Raw genomic sequence first — 16,703 nt, forward strand, 5'->3', positions numbered from 1 at the left:
CCCATAAACTATGAAACGTTTTATCGTTTTTTTATTTACATTTTTAAGCTATTCGCTCTTGGCAGTTTCTCAAGAAAAAGAATACACTTCGGTTATCTATCCGGAAGATTACACCGTACAGATTGATGTTGCTTACACAGAAGTTAACGATTGGGTTGGATATATGGATTTATACACAAAACCTAATGACACAACACCTACTCCAATAGTTATTAATATACACGGTGGCGGATGGCGAAGCGGCAATAAAGAATCCCAAACAAGCTTAAGCACCTTTTTTAAAAATGGCTATGCCGTAGCCAATGTCGCTTACCGATTGGTAGATGTGGCTCCTGCCCCGGCAGCCATTGAAGATGTACGTTGTGCTTTAATATATATTCACAAACATGCCAAATCACTAAATATCGACACGTCCAAAATTGTACTAATGGGAGGTTCGGCTGGCGGCCATTTAGCTTTAATGGCTGGTTTATTGGGAAACAATAAACAATTTGACACCAATTGTCCAAACACAGAAAACATAAAGGTAGCTGCCATTATAGACAAATATGGCGTCACCGATTTAACACCTTTGGCATATTGGAAATCGGCAAACAATTGGCTATCTCTTAATAATACCGACGCTGCTTTTGTTAAATCGGTTTCGCCTATAAACTATGTGTCTTATAAAAGTCCGCCTGTTTTTATAGCACATGGTACAGCAGACCCTATTGTACCCTATATGCAATCGGTAATACTTTATAAAAAACTAAAAGCGAATCGGGTTAAAACGGAACTATTAACTCTTAGAAAAGGCAAACACGGTAAGTTTACAAAAAAACAAAACATACTACTAAGTAAAAGCATTTGGAAATTTTTGAATAAATTAGGAATATAATTTTCGAACTTGTTTAAACTTAATGTCATGAAAAAACTAACAAAAGCAGCTATCAATCAAGAGGTATTTGATTTGTATGATGATTATGCCCACAACAAAATTGACAGACTCCAATTTGTTGAAAAATTGTCGCTTTATGCCATTGGAGGCTTAACCGTATCGGCATTACTAAGCTATGTGACACCCAATTATTTGGACAATATTTTGGTAAAACCAAACGATGAACGCTTACAATCGGAATACATCACCTACCAATCGCCTAAAGGTGGCGGTGCTATAAAGGGGCTGTTATCAAAACCTGACAATACCTCTGGCAAATTACCCGGAATTATTGTAGTTCATGAAAACCGGGGCTTAAACCCTTATATTGAAGATGTGGGCAGACGTACCGCGCTTGATGGTTTTATAAGTTTAGCTCCCGATGCCTTATCACCTTTGGGTGGTTATCCCGGTAATGATGACGACGGTCGCGAGATGCAACGCAAACGGGACCGTAACGAGATGCTTGAAGACTTTATCGCTGCCTTTCACTATTTAAGCACCCACGAAAACTGCAACGGAAAAATTGGTGTGGTTGGATTTTGCTTTGGTGGGTGGATCGCTAATATGATGGCGGTTAAACTACCTAACTTACTGGCAGCAGTGCCTTTTTATGGTGGACAACCAACTGCCGAAGAAGCTGCCCAAATAAAAACACCATTGCTACTGCATTTTGCCGGTTTAGACACGAGAATTAACGAAGGTTGGCCTGCATATCAAGTGGTTTTAAAAGAAAACAACGTTGAATATACCGCTCATTTTTACCCCGATGTCAATCATGGCTTTCATAATAACACCACACCCCGTTATGATGAAAAAGCAGCAACCTTGGCTTGGGACAGAACCATTGCCTTTTTTAAGGAAAAGCTTAAATAACCCTTTATAAACCACCTCTTAAACGATGCAATACAATGATGTTATTGGTACTATAGGCGTTGGGCTTATCCTTATTGCCTATTTTTTAAACATAAGAGCCTTAATACCCAAAAACGGCATTCTCTATTTTATACTAAACATTATTGGTGCCAGTTTGGCATGTTATGCTTCTGTTTTAATTAACTACACCCCTTTTGTTATTTTAGAAGCTACTTGGGTTTTGGTTAGCTTTTGGGGATTGTTTGGGGTTTACAAGAAAGCATAAGGTTTTAATTTCCATAATTTTAAAAAAACACTATAATAAACTTACCTAAGTTTATTCATATTAGGCTGTAGCCTTCCCTAAAAATAGGACAGTTAATAATTCAAATTTACTAATTTTAAATATTAACTGTTATTATGAAAAAAAGCAAGCTAAAATTAGCTTGCTTTTCTGTGGGGAGAGCAGGATTCGAACCTGCGAAGACTTAGTCAGCAGATTTACAGTCTGCCCTCGTTGGCCGCTTGAGTATCTCCCCAAAACCGAGCGCAAATATATTATAGTTTAGCAACTATGCAAAATAAAAATGCGCTTTTTATAATTCATATCATTGTTGTACGACAAAACCTTTACAATTCTCTGAAAACGCAATGATAATAGGCTTTTTAAGAGATTATGAATTCGCAGGCTTGCTTCTGTAATAATTTGTTGCCATATAGTCTATAGTCTATTCTCTATTTTCTTTTAACAAAGCCTTGAATCTTGAATCAGACACTAATGAAATTCATATTTAAATGAAACTAAATTATTGGTTTATCTTCTGCCACCGCCGCCGCCATTTCTAAAACTTTGACGCATTTCTTCGGTTTTCTTTTTAACAATAGATGTGTATGCTTCTCTTGTTATTTCTTTTCCTTTTGAAGGCATTACAATAACATCCTTCTCTTCTGGATTTAATATAATTTTAGAGCAATACATAGTCGTTCTATCGGCATTCACTTCTAAAATCAAACCGGGAAGTCCCCAATAATCATCGGGTCCTAGACTAACAGGGATCTGCATGGTGTACCACGCTACTATTTGTATTTCTTTGGTTGTAGGAGTTTCGGTTTCATCATCATTCGGCGGTCTTCTAAAACTTGTAAAATCTACCGCATCAACTGTTTTTGTTGCTGTGGCTTTAAAACACGTGTACTGCCCTATTTGTTTGGTTTCAGCTTCCATTTTCCAGTTGAACTTGGGCAGCGAATCCTTAATTAAAAATTGCTTTCCAAAAAACTCCTGTTCTTGTAATAACAAGTTGCTTTTAACGTTTTTATACTGCGGACCGCCTGTAAAACTGCTCATCATGGCGCCCCAACGATTGCCTCCTCCTGAAGTCTCTAGTTTTTCTTCCTCTTTATAAAAAGATTCCGATTGATTAAAAGTTAGCACAAATGTCTTTTCAAGTCTGCTCCTCATGCGATCGGCTATTTGGTTTCTTCGTTCTTCGCTCATATCGCTACCACCAAAACTGCTCATATCGACTGCGGTTTTAGATTCATAGTAAGCTTTTCCTTGAAAATCTTTTTGGGCAAATGCCAAAACAGACGTGAAAAAGGCTAAATAAATAATACGTGTTTTAATAAAATGGCGTTTCATCAGTTTATATTTATTGTTTTTAAATTGGTTAGACTTAAAAAACTCCAATTAGTTTAAAAAGCTACTACAAAAGACTTTTTGAATAAACTCATTTAATTTAAAAGCTATTAAATAACGAATAACCGAATTATTTTATTAATTTTTGTATTTTTCGTCCCACTATGAAATACACTTTATATTTATTCTTTTTTCTTTCAATGTCCATGGATGCCCAAGAATTTGCTGAAGCTTCATTGATTGAAAAAACAGAACTAGATGCCGATGTTTTTGTTAGCACCAATAACTTTAACAACACGTTTTATGTTTTAGAAAATGTGCTGTTTAAACATAGCTCAGAAACCAAGGGGATTGATATTGGCTACAATAACTTCCAATTAGGCAACATAACATCTATAAACACCTTCAACCCTTTAAAAATCAATGTTTTTTACAAAGACTTTAATACGGTTATCGTTTTAGACAACCGATTAGCCGAAATATTTAAAATTGATTTTAATACCCTTTCCGATTATAAAAACGTATCGCATGTGGCTACAGGCTCCGATAATACGCTTTGGATTTTTAATGAAAATACCCAGCAACTAGAGCTTTTCGACTATAAAAGCAATAGTACACGTGCAAAAACATTACCTATTAAGAGTACTGTTTTAGATTTAAAAAGTAATTATAATAATTGCTGGATTCTTACTGAAAAAGCACTTTATGTATATGATTATTTTGGCAATCTTTTAAAGAAAATGAAGAATCAAGGATATACATCCATAGAAATTGATAATGAAAATATCATTTTTAAAAAAGATAATGCTTTGTTTTATCTGAAAAAAGATTCAGAAACAATCATTCCCATTAGTTTACCAAATTTGTTAATAAATCAGTTTCATGTAACCAACGAAACCTTGTATATTTACAACAAAGAAACCCTACATAAGTACCAATTAAAAATCAACTAACATGCATATTGCTATTGCCGGAAATATTGGCGCAGGAAAAACAACCCTTACAAAATTACTAGCAAAACATTATAAGTGGGAGGCACAACTTGAGGATGTTGTAGACAATCCATATTTAGACGATTTTTACAATCAAATGGAACGTTGGAGTTTTAATTTACAAGTGTATTTTTTAAACAGTAGGTTTCGTCAGGTTTTGCAAATTCGAGAGAGTGGCAAAGACATTATTCAAGACCGAACCATTTATGAGGATGCCCATATTTTCGCTCCTAACTTACATGCTATGGGTTTAATGACCAATCGCGATTATGAAAACTACAAATCGCTTTTCGATTTAATGGAATCGTTGGTAAAAGGCCCTGATGTGTTAATTTATCTAAGAAGCACCATTCCTAATTTGGTGTCGCAAATCCATAAACGTGGACGCGATTACGAAAACTCTATAAGCATTGATTATTTAAGCAGATTGAATGAACGCTACGAAGCTTGGATTCATGGTTACAATAAAGGCAAACTTTTAATTATTGATGTTGACAAGCTTAATTTTGTAGACAAACCAGAAGATTTAGGCCATGTAATCAATACCATAGATGCGGAAATCAATGGGTTGTTTTAAATCTGTCATTCATTCTTAACTTCAATATATTTTTTTAAAGTTACTGACTTACCATTTAATGTAAAACCTGTTAACAATATCTCAAACATTCCTTCAATATCAGAAGTATAAAACTCAAATGCTTTTAAATTAGAATTTAAATAGACATTTGGTTCCCACAATAGCTGATTTCTATAATCGGGAATTCTTTTTAAACTTTCATGTCCATCATTGTATTTCGGCTGATAATAAAGTTTGTTTTCTTTAGGTGAACTAAGATGAAAATAATTCAAGTATTCTCTATCTCTTTGTAAAATGAAATCCCCTTTTTTAGTCTTAATATCTATAATCCCATTAAAGATACTAGGTCCATAAAAATAAATCCCTCTAACGATATTTACTTTTTCTATTTTATTACTATCATACGCCAAAACATCATCACTGTTTTGAATCAAAATACCATCAACAAGCACCAGCGGATCATAGTCACTAAATACATTATTCCTAAGCTCCTCATAATTATATACTTTAAATCTATATGTGTTTCCTATTTTTCTAATGGCTGCTTCCTGGATAACTTCTACAAAAGTTTCTTTTACTGTTGGAAACCTTTTATAATCATCTAACACATATTCAACCGTTGGTTGTCCATAAAAAACAGCCGATGGCTTATTGCTTATAATACTATCTTCTTTTGAACGGTGAAAAGCGTTTTCAATTTGATTATAAATACTTTGCTTTAATAGCCAGTCTTGAATGTTAGGGTTTAAATTGATTCTTTGGAATTCAAATTTGTTATAGTACTTAAAAGATAAATCATCTATAACTATTTTATAATCACCCTTATTTTCATCTAAAAGTTGGACAATAGCGTCTGTATCTGTATAATTCTCGTAAATGTTAAAATAAAAATTACCGGATTTATCGGTTTTTACATTTTTATATATGAAATTACTTCCTGAAATAGATAATGACACAATCTTATCAGAAACTAACTTGTCTCCACTTTTTGAAATTACTTTGCCTGAAATAATTTCACCTCTTACTTCTGGAATAGAATTACTATTTATTTGAGAATTTTCAAAATAATCATTAATACCTGTATCTTCTTTAATTATATTTAAAGAATCTATCTTCCTTACAGATAGCGAATAGTTACCAAAATTAGTTTGTTCTAAGTTATTAACTAATTCCAAAACAACCTTACTTCTAGTTTTATATGTATTTGAATTTGTTTTAAGGTTTATTGTATTATTATCTAGATGTTGTTCCGCACTATTTTCACCCTTTTTTATCTCTAAAACATTAGCCGATTTATTTTTAATAATTAACTGTTCATCTAAAGTGTTTTCATTTAATAAAAATGGGTTAATTATAAATATGTCTGTTTGACAAAAAGGATTATTTTCATTATTATTCATCCATTTTGTATAGGCTATCATTTTGTAATTTCCTGTTTTTGTGTTTGCAGGAATAAAAAAATCACCATTTGCCAATCCGTCAACCAATTTTAATTTGTAGCTAAAAAGTAGGTTTTGATTTTCTCCTATTAATTCTACATAGGCTATTTTACTTATATGGCTTGGTTTATTATTATCATTGCTTAAACTATACAATTTATAATACAATGTTTCCCCAGCCAGAATAATGTCTGTATTTATATTTATAGCAATCTTTTCTTTTGGGATATTTGTAATGAAAATATTAAAATCACCTTGATTTACTTGACTATAAACCTGAGTGTTTAATAAACACATTAAAACCGTACTTCCAAATACTATTTTATTAACTAATCTTCCCAAAACGATGGTTTTATATTTGATGAAAATGTTGTGCAATCTCCACATTCAGGCCTTACAATAATGAAGACAGAATCTTTATCTCCGGCAAAATATTTATAATTATTATAGACTAAAAATTGATACAAAAAATAACGTTCATTAGGTTCGGTATCAGGAGGCGGGCCATCTTTCTTATAATCTAAGTAAACCAAATCACAATCATAAAAATAAGGTGGCAGTTCTATATTAAAATCAGAATAATTAAAATATATCCTTTTTGATGTTACAGAAGACACATCAAAAAAACCAATAACTTTTTCTTTAGAATCTTGCTTAGAAGAAATGTTTCCTTGAATATACCCTGGTTGACTACCTATAAACACTCCATCTTCTGTTCCTAAATCCTTTAATATTTTGTAAAAATTATTTGCATCGGCAGATTGAACATATTGTTTAACTAAAATACTATACCTATCCCTAAGCATACTATTATTTGAAGGTATAAATCTAACTGGAAACTTTGATACTCTATTTTCCGCCAACCCATTTGTATTAGTCAAAATTATTTCAGTTGAATAATTTGATGAATAACAAACTTTTAGCTCTTCGGGTCTTCTTACGTAGTCAACATCATAGGATTTTATACCTGGTTCCACATTACTAATAACAACATCAAAGGCAACAAAACTTGGAGCTACAATTTTATAAGTTTCTTCATATTCATATCTAAAAAAATTTGCTGTTCCTAAATTTTCATTCGTATCAACTAAAACTTGTACGCCTATTGTTCCATTTAAATTGACTAATTCCGCATAAAGATTTTCAATTTCCGCTTTCCCCGCTAAAAGCTCTTCAGTTGAGACATATTCCTTTCCATCTGTGTCTATTATCAATTTATAAGAAACACCTACTAAAGCTTGAAATTGTTGAACAGATCTGTACAAACCATCTCCTGTATGTATAAATCTATACGTATTTTTGTTGCTATCTTCTATTCTTACATCAGCATTTGTTTCCAAAACTGGAACGCTGTCTTCCAACAAATAGGTCCTTGAAACTTTAATTTCTTGATATTTAAACTCATCTGTAATTGTAGCCTCAACCACCAAAAGATCTTCAAATGATTCTGTTACCAATGCAAATGGCTCTGTACAAGTAAATAGAAATAGGCTAACTACGTAACAAATTCCAATATATAATTTAACTAATCTCATGTTTAAAATTTAAAATTATATGTTATTGTGGGTATTGGCACTGAAAAAATAGATGATTTATAACCTTTTATTTTGCCATTTTCATTTACGAAAAAAACAGAATGCGGATTATTTCTTCCTAAAACATTATATACAGAAATATTCCAGAAACTATGCGCCAACTTTACATTTTTATGATTGCCTTCAATATTAACACCTAAATCAACTCGGTAATAATCCGGAATTCTAAATTTATTTCTATCACTATACAAAACCTGCTCATTGCCATTATACACATATTTACCTACAGGATAAGTAATTGGTCTTCCGGATTGATAATTGAAATTTAAGGAAAGGCTATAACGCTTTGTTAGTTTGTAGTTTGATATTACACTTACATCGTGTGGTCTATCTTGATTTGCCGAAAAATAATCGCCACTATTAACTTGATTTGTCAAAAATTCACTATCCAGTTTTACTAAAGTTCTGGAATAAGAATATCCAAGCCAACCATTTAACCTCCCTTTTTTCTTTTTAAGTAACATTTCTACACCATAAGCTTTTCCTTGCCCTTGTAAAAGTTCCGTTTCAATATTTTGATTTAACAATAATTCAGCCCCAACTTTAAAATCTAAAAGATTGTTCATTTTTTTATAATAACCTTCTATACTCAATTCATGCGAATCATCTTCAAAATTCTTATATATGCCCAATGAATATTGCTCTGCTCTTTGTGGTTCTATATTCAAATCTGATAACTTCCATGAATCAACAGGAGACGCCGTTGTATTTGTTGATAGTAAATGGGAATATTGAATTGTATTATTATAGCCTCCTTTGATTGAAACATTGGGTGATAAAAAATATCTTGCCGAAAAACGTATTTCAGGTCCGCCATAGGTTTTTATAACTTCGTTTTTTCCATAAGTTTTCGTTTCAACAATAGACTCTAAACTTTTTGGTTGTGTTGGGTCGTAAACATTTTGAGTGCCTTCTCCTAAAGCAGCATAAAATGAATATCTAAAGCCAATATCTATTAATAGTTTTTTATTTACTTCAAACAAATCTGAAATAAATATTGCCGATTCTAAACCCCTTTCTCTATCTACACTTTTACTTTCCACAACAGATTCACCTCCTAAAGGTTTTATATCTCCTGGTTGTATAGCATATAATTTACTGCTTAAACCATAGCTAAATTTATGCTCTTTACTGTATAAATATTTAGCAATTATTTTAAATTGTGTTTCATTGATATTGTACCCAAAATCAAAATTTCTATTGAAGATGCCATCATAAATAATATTGAATTTATATTGACTTGTAGCTAATTGAATTGATGCTCTGTTTTTATCATCAAAAATATGACTCCATTTTATGGAAGCCAATCTATTACTATAATTATAAACAGAGTCTGAAGTTATACTAAACTTATCATTACTATAATAAGCTGTGGCCTGCAAGTCATTTTTGTCGTTAATTTTATGATTATATTTCACCACAGCATCATAAAACGAAGCTTTACTGTTTTTTATAGATTCTTCTGAAATAGCTTTTAGTACCCAATCCGAATAAGTAGCTCGCACGCCTGCTAAAATTGATATTTTATCTTTTACTATTGGAGTTTCAATCATAAGGTTTCCTGTAATTGGTCCAATATTACCTTCTCCTGAAAACTTCTCCATATTGGCCTCTTTTGTAGAAATATCAATTACAGAAGATAGTCGCCCACCAAACTCAGCAGGAATACTTCCTTTATAAATATTTACACTACCTGTTGCAAAAGGATTTATAGCAGAAAACACTCCAAAAAAGTGTGAAGGGTTGTACATAACCGCATTATCAAATAGAATTAAATTTTGATCTGCTTTTCCACCTCTTACATTATAACCCAAAGCCCCTTCTCCTGCAGTTTTTATTCCTGGCATTGTAGTAGCTACTTTTAAAACATCCCTTTCGCCTAATACCAAAGGAATGTTTTTTATTCCCTGTACATCAATTCTTGTAACACCAACTTCGGCTTTCTTTATGTTGTCATCTCTATTAGATTCTATTAAAACCTCTCCTAACTGTTCTACTTGCTCTTCTAAAAAGAAACTAAACGTACCTGCTCCATACACAACTATTTGTTTTTCGCTTTTGCCATAAGATAAAGATGATGCTTCTAAAATATTAAAACCCGATGGTACTTCTAAAGAATAAAAACCGAGACTATTGGTGGTTGAATTAGCACTTTTGTCTTTTAAGAAAACCGTTATATTTTCAATTGGCTTGCCTGTCTTTAAATCTTTTATATAACCAGAAACCAAAAACTTTCCGTTAGAATTTTTTCTATTCTCTTTTCCTATGGCAAATACTTCTTTTGAATTGCTGGCCCTATTATTTATAAACTGTTTTTGAAGAATTGGTACTTTAACTCCGTCTTTTATTGTTTCACTTTCTGTGTCAAAAAAATTGTCAGGGAGCTTGGTTGTAATGGCATTGTTTTTTGTTAAAATTATTCTACCATCAAAAATTAAATAATTTATAGAAGTATCTTCCAATACCGCTTCTACTATAGTCTCTATTTCAGCATTATTAAATGATTTTGAGATTGTGGAATCGTTAAACCAATCCCTTTCAAAATAAAAATCATAATCAATTAGATTTTCTAATTTAAGCAGTGCATCGACTCTGTTTACGTTATCAAAATCAATAGATACTCTTATACTTGTTTGACAAACAATTAGTTGACTATATAAAAACAGTAAACTTGCTAATCTTAATTTTCTCATACACTTCAGCTTACAGTTTTAGTTTGCTAGACTATTAAGGTTTTTAAAAAGATTTAATAAAAATTGCCCTTTATCATTCTTGCTAAACCGTTTGCCAACTTTATAATAAGCTAAGATTTCCTTTTCTCTCTTTGGAACTGCATTTAGAATATCCTTTTTTGAATCTATCATGTAATATTTCCCTTTATAAAACAATACATATACTTCATCATCTGTAAAAACATAATAAATTTTTTTGTCATATATCTTTTCTACTTTATTTTTTAAATATTTAACATATAAAGTATACTCATCACTTTTATAAGTTTCCTTAAAAAATCCATTTCCATAAAAAGCATTTAACACCTCATTTTTATCAAGTCTAACAAACTTATCGCCACCTAATATAAATTCACTAACAGCACTTGAATTCAAGCTTAAATTGTTAACCTTTTTACTTACAAATTCAAGTACAATTAAATCACTCAACAAATCATACTTCATCTTTATATTGTAATAAGGCTGTTCATTATAAATAACAAATCCCTCTATAAAATCATATGATTTATAAAATTTATGGTTGTCTACTTTCAAACTTTTATACTCATCAACATATTCCAATCCATTGAAAATATCATTATTTTCATATAAATTAAATGAATCATATAGTGTATAGTATGTGTCATTTGATAATTCAGCCTGAGAAAATCCTGAATTGGGAAACATACAATAAAGCAATAACAAGAAGGAGGAAAACTTCATAAGTAAGAAAATACAATGATTTGTACTTGAAGAGAATGGTTTTGCATACGAGAATTTTTCAGTAAACTTTGTTAATCAATTGAACAATGAAAATTAATAATGATACAAAAAGGAGGGGATTTAATTTTTTCATAAACTTTAAATTCACAATTTTCTTATAGATGTTAAATACTGTAAAAGGTTGCGCCAAATTACTTACAATTTAATAAATATAAACACTTTTAATCTTAAATATTAAAAAATAGTTTAATTTAACATTTGAAATTTCGAAAATCAACACATCTTATGTTTGGAAACATTAAATATAAATTAGAAATTAATGCTATAGACACCAAAATTAATGATTGTTTTAAAAGGTTTTAGAATAAACTTGATATTTATATTACATGCTGAATTTTAAAACCTTAATAGCTCTATCTGCTTATATTTTATTTTCAATTAATAGTTTTTCCCAAGAAGACACAACGGCAACAAAAAATAGAATTTGGAAGCAACTTGTCAATGATGGGAAATTCACCTTACAAAGCATCGGTAATGGATTTACACAACCTTTACGATGGCAAAAAGATGATTTTATCACTGCAGGCGGCGTAGTTGCTGGCACTGGAATTCTTTATTTCGCAGATAATGATGCACAGACTTTTTTCCAAAACCATCAAAGCGAAGTGCCACAGGTTTTAAAAGAGTTCGGTTGGTACTTTGGAAGTCCACAAAACTTCTTTATGATTTCGGCTGGGGTTTATGGCTTCGGACTTATAACCGATAACGAAAAAGTACGCCATACAGGTGTATTAATAATTGCATCGGCAGCGACATCGGGTATTATTCAATCCATTTCTAAAACCGCTGTTGGACGCGCCCGACCAAAGTCTGGTAACCGAGACGAATTTAAACCTTTTGAAGGCACGGCAGGGTATCATTCATTCCCATCAGGTCACGCTATTTTGTCATTTTCAATGGCACATGCTATTGCTAAGCAGTTTGATAATTTTTGGGCAAAGGCTAGTATTTACACCGTTGGATCCATTGCTCCTATTTCTAGATTATGGGCAGACGCCCATTGGCTGAGTGATGTAGGGCTTGGCATAGCTGTAAGTATTGTGGTAGTTGATGGTGTGGATAATTTTATGAAGAAGAAAAACGCCTACAACTATTCAAAACCAAAACATATAAGCTGGCAACTGAAAGCTGGCTATGGTACTTTAGGCTTTGTCGGTACATTCTAAATAAAAAAGAAACCACGCTAATTGCGTGGTTTCTTTTTTATAATTAAAAGCTATAAACTTAATTTACAACGTCTTCTTCAATTTCTTTGTCATTTAAAGCTGCAATACTTGCTTTTACTTCAGTCTCTCCACCTTGAAAGGTTTCATAACTTGTAGACTTTTCACCGTTATTGGTAGTTACAGTGGTCACTACTGCTTTAACAGTACCATCATCATTATTATGCATAGCTACTTTCACTTCTTTGGTGATTTCAACTTTCTCTGGTGCGTTTTCAGAAACATAAGCTGTTACAACGTCCGATGACAATGCAATACTTGGAGCAATTACCAAGGCTACAACCGACATTAATTTTAATAGGATATTTAATGAAGGTCCAGAAGTATCTTTAAACGGATCTCCAACAGTATCTCCAACTACGGCTGCTTTATGTGCATCGGTACCTTTACGTCCGTCGGCTTCTATCATTTTCTTGGCATTATCCCAAGCGCCACCTGCATTCGATTGAAAAATAGCCATTAATACCCCACATGTGGTAACTCCTGCTAATAAACCTCCTAACATTTCAGCACCACCAATTCCAAATAATTTACCACCAAACCCTACAACTACAGGTACTGCAATGGCTAACAATCCAGGCAATACCATTTCTTTAATAGATGCTTTTGTTGAAATAGCAACACATTTCTCATATTCAGCATAACCATCGGCAGCGTCAAAAATAGCACGATCCTCAGCAGTTGCTTTACTCATATCTGAATCATATTTACGCATCACTCCTAATGCCGCTTTCAATTGTGGAATGTCCCTAAACTGTCGACGCACTTCTTCAATCATAGCCATGGCTGCCCTACCCACTGCATTCATAGATAATGCAGAGAACACAAATGGTAACATCCCTCCTATTAATAATCCTGCCATAATATCTGGTTTAGATACATCGATGGAACTAACGTTTGCCACTTTCATAAACGCAGAAAACAAAGCCAACGCTGTTAAAGCAGCCGAAGCAATAGCAAATCCTTTACCAATAGCAGCAGTTGTATTACCAACGGCATCTAATTTATCGGTACGCTCCCTAACTTCTTTTGGTAATTCAGCCATTTCAGCTATACCACCAGCATTATCAGAAATGGGTCCGTAAGCATCTACAGCCAATTGTATTCCTGTATTTGCCAACATACCAACCGCTGCAATGGCAATTCCGTATAATCCTGCAAAATGATGAGAAATCAAAATAGCAGCAGCAATGAATAATATAGGGAACATCGTTGACATCATACCAACACCTAAACCAGCGATAATGTTTGTAGCAGCCCCCGTTTCAGATTGTTTAACAATAGAACTTACTGGTTTTGTTCCTGTACCTGTATAATATTCGGTTATCTTACCAACAGCTAGACCAGCAAGTAGACCTGCTAGGGTCGCTAAAAAAACACCTAATGATGTGTACTCAACGCCGCTATAAACCCATGTTTCAGGAATTAAGGCATCAATAATAAAATAGGATGCTATAACCATTAATCCGGCCGAACCAAATTCACCTATATTTAAGGCCGTTTGCGGATTTCCTCCGTCTTTAACCTTTACGAAAAATGTTCCTATAATAGACATAATAATACCAACCGCAGCTAATACCAATGGCAAATAAACAGCACCTAAATTAAAGCTAGGTATCGCTGATGTAACAAACGCACCTAAAACCATGGTTCCTATAATAGAACCCACATACGATTCGAATAAATCGGCTCCCATTCCGGCAACGTCTCCAACATTATCACCAACGTTATCTGCAATGGTTGCTGGATTTAACGGATGATCTTCAGGAATACCTGCTTCAACCTTACCAACTAAATCGGCTCCCACATCGGCAGCTTTTGTATATATACCACCACCTACACGAGCAAATAATGCAATGGATGATGCTCCTAATGAGAATCCTGAAAGCACATTAAGTACCATAGATAAGTTTTCAGCACCTGGCCATACTTCTTGATAAATAGCAAACAGACCGCTTAATCCTAAAACCCCCAAGCCAACAACTCCTAAGCCCATAACAGCACCTCCAGCAAACGCTACTTCCAAGGCTTTACCTAATGACGTTCTTGCTGCTTGAGTGGTTCTTACATTGGCTTTAGTTGCTACTTTCATACCAATAAAACCTGCCAAAGCGGAACAAATAGCGCCCACAACAAAAGAGACGGCAACCATGCCATTAGAGCCTATTTCATTACTCCCTTTGAAAAACAATAAAATGGCAACTGCAACCACAAAAATTGCTAAAATTTTATATTCTGCTTTAAGAAAAGACATGGCACCATCGGCAATGCTTTTAGCAATCCTTATCATGCGTTCATTACCCTGATCTTGCTTCGTTACCCAAGCACTTTTAATAAATACAAATGCCAATGCCAAAACCCCGAAAAGTGGCAAAAATTTCACTATTAATTCCATATAAGTTTAGTTAGTTATAATTAAATATTTTTTAACGGAGCTAAAAATAGTAAAATATAAGTGATAAAAAAAACCACCTTTAGCTAAAGATGGTTCATTTATTTTTTAATATTTTAAGAATACCTCAATTATATAGTAAACGTTCGTTTTTTCTTATGGTCGCTTTCATCATATCTCTTTACACACTCATGGTAAATCTTAACAGCTTCCTCTGCATTTCCCCAGCCACCAACATCAACTTTCTTTTCTTCCAAATCTTTATAAACTTGAAAAAAGTGTTCAATTTCTTTAAGACGGTGTGGGTTTAATTCAGAAATATCTTCTCTATTGCTCCATACAGGGTCTGAAACTGGTACACAAATTATTTTCTCGTCTGGGCCTTTTTCATCTGTCATATAAAAAACACCTATAGGTTTTACTTCCATTACTACCATTGGGAAAGTTGGCTCGATACCTAATACAAGTACATCCAGCGGATCTTTATCTAAAGCTAAAGTTTCAGGAATAAAACCATAATCGCCAGGATACATCATAGATGAAAACAAGGTACGGTCGAAACGGATTTTATGTAATGTGAAATCATATTCGTATTTATTTCTACTTCCTTTTGGTATTTCGATTAACACGTCAAAAGTTAATGGGGTTTTCTCACTCATATTTTTATTTTCTTTTTTAAAGGCACAAATATACTGAACACCTTGGCGTTAAGCAATAAAAAAACAGGTTGTTTTTAAGTTAATAATTGTGCTGTTTTACCAAACTTTTATAACTGCTTTATATTTGATGGTTTATATCTATTACATATTTTAGTTTTTGAAGCCACTTGGGTTTTGGCAAGTGTTTGTAGGTTATTTAATGTTTTTGTGAAAGAAAAAAATATTATGTAAGATTTTTAACTATCTTCGTTTGGCGTCTGCTATAAAACATTAAAACGATTTTATATCATGATAGTTATAAAAAATGTAAAACTAGGCATTAACAGAAAACAAACTACAAGAAAAACAACCTTAAAAATAGTTATGAAAATGATACAGAAAACAACTTGGATGCATTATTCAATTATTGGGATTAGCTCAATTTTATTTTTTTTAGCAAGTGCTTGTGCCAGTGATATAGATTATGTTGTGAAAGCGGATTTTGTTTACTATAATGACACCAATTATGTTATCCATCTAGAATCTTCTGAAACGATTAATCCAAATGACTCCTTAAAAATATTCTTTGAAAGTGATGGTTCTAAAAACATAAACGAAACTGGTTATGTGCCACCATATCCATTTAATGAAGTGAGCATTATAAAATATGGTGAGTCAAAATGTGATTTTTTAAACTCTGGCATAAAAGCTGGACAGGGAGAAGGTCCATTAGGAATTCAAAATTATGAATATAGGAAATTATCTGAAAGATATTACGAATTCAAATATCATTTTACTGAAGAAGAATATAATCAAGCAGAAAATTGCAACTAAACACTTTTGCTGATAAGATTTAAAAAACTCAAACTCTAATTTAACACAAAACACAACTAAGAAAACAGTAACTATAACAAAATTAAAACTTTACTGTCTGAAACTGGAT

General features: G+C 32.6%; 14 protein-coding genes and 1 tRNA gene. 7 read left to right on the forward strand and 8 right to left on the reverse strand.

Going from position 1 to position 16,703, the window contains the following annotated elements:
* Positions 1-10 precede the first annotated feature (10 nt).
* The 3 genes from ACGLWY_RS01775 to ACGLWY_RS01785 are packed head-to-tail and all read left to right on the forward strand — an operon-like array spanning position 11 to position 2,057.
* Complete coding sequence (locus ACGLWY_RS01775) at positions 11-877, forward strand: alpha/beta hydrolase fold domain-containing protein (protein ID WP_396617956.1); 867 nt, start codon at positions 11-13, stop codon at positions 875-877.
* A gap of 27 nt (positions 878-904) precedes the next feature.
* The gene (locus tag ACGLWY_RS01780; RefSeq protein WP_396617957.1) at positions 905-1,792 is read left to right on the forward strand and encodes a dienelactone hydrolase family protein; all 888 of its coding nucleotides are present in this window, start codon (positions 905-907) and stop codon (positions 1,790-1,792) included.
* Between the two features lie 25 nt (positions 1,793-1,817).
* Entirely contained in the window at positions 1,818-2,057 is a 240-nt protein-coding gene (locus tag ACGLWY_RS01785; protein ID WP_396617958.1) for a hypothetical protein, read from the forward strand.
* 171 nt (positions 2,058-2,228) lie between these two features.
* On the opposite strand, the gene ACGLWY_RS01790 is transcribed toward ACGLWY_RS01785, so the two are convergent.
* Together ACGLWY_RS01790 and ACGLWY_RS01795 are read right to left on the reverse strand one after the other, a co-directional pair.
* Positions 2,229-2,310: transfer RNA gene (locus ACGLWY_RS01790), tRNA-Tyr, on the reverse strand.
* 275 nt (positions 2,311-2,585) lie between these two features.
* Entirely contained in the window at positions 2,586-3,413 is an 828-nt protein-coding gene (locus tag ACGLWY_RS01795) for a GLPGLI family protein (protein ID WP_396617959.1), read from the reverse strand.
* Positions 3,414-3,574: 161 nt separating this feature from the next.
* On the opposite strand from ACGLWY_RS01795, the gene ACGLWY_RS01800 reads away from it, so the two are divergent.
* Both ACGLWY_RS01800 and ACGLWY_RS01805 read left to right on the forward strand, forming a co-directional pair.
* The gene (locus tag ACGLWY_RS01800; protein ID WP_396617960.1) at positions 3,575-4,363 is read left to right on the forward strand and encodes a hypothetical protein; all 789 of its coding nucleotides are present in this window, start codon (positions 3,575-3,577) and stop codon (positions 4,361-4,363) included.
* Between the two features lies 1 nt (position 4,364).
* A complete protein-coding gene (locus ACGLWY_RS01805; protein ID WP_396617961.1) occupies positions 4,365-4,979 on the forward strand; it encodes a deoxynucleoside kinase in 615 nt (204 codons plus the stop codon).
* A 5-nt stretch (positions 4,980-4,984) separates the two neighbouring features.
* Here ACGLWY_RS01805 and ACGLWY_RS01810 read toward each other — a convergent pair whose 3' ends face one another.
* The 4 genes from ACGLWY_RS01810 to ACGLWY_RS01825 are packed head-to-tail and all read right to left on the reverse strand — an operon-like array spanning position 4,985 to position 11,411.
* Positions 4,985-6,760 (reverse strand): hypothetical protein, encoded by a 1,776-nt coding sequence (locus tag ACGLWY_RS01810; RefSeq protein WP_396617962.1) that lies wholly within the window; start codon positions 6,758-6,760, stop codon positions 4,985-4,987.
* Positions 6,748-7,953 (reverse strand): DUF4249 domain-containing protein, encoded by a 1,206-nt coding sequence (locus ACGLWY_RS01815; RefSeq protein WP_396617963.1) that lies wholly within the window; start codon positions 7,951-7,953, stop codon positions 6,748-6,750. The genes ACGLWY_RS01810 and ACGLWY_RS01815 overlap by 13 nt, the downstream gene beginning before the upstream one ends.
* 2 nt (positions 7,954-7,955) lie before the next feature.
* The gene (locus ACGLWY_RS01820; protein ID WP_396617964.1) at positions 7,956-10,706 is read right to left on the reverse strand and encodes a carboxypeptidase-like regulatory domain-containing protein; all 2,751 of its coding nucleotides are present in this window, start codon (positions 10,704-10,706) and stop codon (positions 7,956-7,958) included.
* An 18-nt stretch (positions 10,707-10,724) separates the two neighbouring features.
* A complete protein-coding gene (locus tag ACGLWY_RS01825) occupies positions 10,725-11,411 on the reverse strand; it encodes a hypothetical protein (RefSeq protein ID WP_396617965.1) in 687 nt (228 codons plus the stop codon).
* Between the two features lie 422 nt (positions 11,412-11,833).
* Here ACGLWY_RS01825 and ACGLWY_RS01830 point away from each other — a divergent pair, with 422 nt between their 5' ends.
* Positions 11,834-12,673, forward strand: coding sequence for a phosphatase PAP2 family protein (locus ACGLWY_RS01830; RefSeq protein WP_396617966.1), 840 nt, complete (start codon positions 11,834-11,836; stop codon positions 12,671-12,673).
* A 58-nt stretch (positions 12,674-12,731) separates the two neighbouring features.
* Here the strand turns inward: ACGLWY_RS01830 and ACGLWY_RS01835 are convergent, their stop codons facing one another.
* Complete coding sequence (locus ACGLWY_RS01835) at positions 12,732-15,125, reverse strand: sodium-translocating pyrophosphatase (protein WP_396617967.1); 2,394 nt, start codon at positions 15,123-15,125, stop codon at positions 12,732-12,734.
* 128 nt (positions 15,126-15,253) lie between these two features.
* On the reverse strand, positions 15,254-15,781 hold the full coding sequence (locus ACGLWY_RS01840; protein ID WP_396617968.1) for an inorganic diphosphatase: 528 nt from the start codon (positions 15,779-15,781) through the stop codon (positions 15,254-15,256).
* A 288-nt stretch (positions 15,782-16,069) separates the two neighbouring features.
* Between ACGLWY_RS01840 and ACGLWY_RS01845 the strand changes: the two genes are divergently transcribed.
* The gene (locus ACGLWY_RS01845; protein WP_396617969.1) at positions 16,070-16,594 is read left to right on the forward strand and encodes a hypothetical protein; all 525 of its coding nucleotides are present in this window, start codon (positions 16,070-16,072) and stop codon (positions 16,592-16,594) included.
* The last annotated feature ends 109 nt before the right edge of the window (positions 16,595-16,703 follow it).

Origin of the sequence: Mariniflexile sp. HMF6888 (assembly GCF_044335535.1) — a bacterium.
Classification (GTDB): Bacteria; Bacteroidota; Bacteroidia; order Flavobacteriales; family Flavobacteriaceae; genus Mariniflexile.

Bases quoted from the DNA above. Each gene is read 5' to 3' on its own strand.
- ACGLWY_RS01775 (WP_396617956.1), top strand. From the start codon at position 11: ATGAAACGTTTTATCGTTTTTTTATTTACATTTTTAAGCTATTCGCTC.
- ACGLWY_RS01805 (WP_396617961.1), top strand. From the start codon at position 4,365: ATGCATATTGCTATTGCCGGAAATATTGGCGCAGGAAAAACAACCCTT.
- ACGLWY_RS01835 (WP_396617967.1), bottom strand. From the start codon at position 15,125: ATGGAATTAATAGTGAAATTTTTGCCACTTTTCGGGGTTTTGGCATTG.
- ACGLWY_RS01830 (WP_396617966.1), top strand. From the start codon at position 11,834: ATGCTGAATTTTAAAACCTTAATAGCTCTATCTGCTTATATTTTATTT.
- ACGLWY_RS01845 (WP_396617969.1), top strand. From the start codon at position 16,070: ATGATAGTTATAAAAAATGTAAAACTAGGCATTAACAGAAAACAAACT.
- ACGLWY_RS01785 (WP_396617958.1), top strand. From the start codon at position 1,818: ATGCAATACAATGATGTTATTGGTACTATAGGCGTTGGGCTTATCCTT.
- ACGLWY_RS01820 (WP_396617964.1), bottom strand. From the start codon at position 10,706: ATGAGAAAATTAAGATTAGCAAGTTTACTGTTTTTATATAGTCAACTA.
- ACGLWY_RS01825 (WP_396617965.1), bottom strand. From the start codon at position 11,411: ATGTTTCCCAATTCAGGATTTTCTCAGGCTGAATTATCAAATGACACA.
- ACGLWY_RS01795 (WP_396617959.1), bottom strand. From the start codon at position 3,413: ATGAAACGCCATTTTATTAAAACACGTATTATTTATTTAGCCTTTTTC.
- ACGLWY_RS01800 (WP_396617960.1), top strand. From the start codon at position 3,575: ATGAAATACACTTTATATTTATTCTTTTTTCTTTCAATGTCCATGGAT.
- ACGLWY_RS01840 (WP_396617968.1), bottom strand. From the start codon at position 15,781: ATGAGTGAGAAAACCCCATTAACTTTTGACGTGTTAATCGAAATACCA.
- ACGLWY_RS01815 (WP_396617963.1), bottom strand. From the start codon at position 7,953: ATGAGATTAGTTAAATTATATATTGGAATTTGTTACGTAGTTAGCCTA.
- ACGLWY_RS01780 (WP_396617957.1), top strand. From the start codon at position 905: ATGAAAAAACTAACAAAAGCAGCTATCAATCAAGAGGTATTTGATTTG.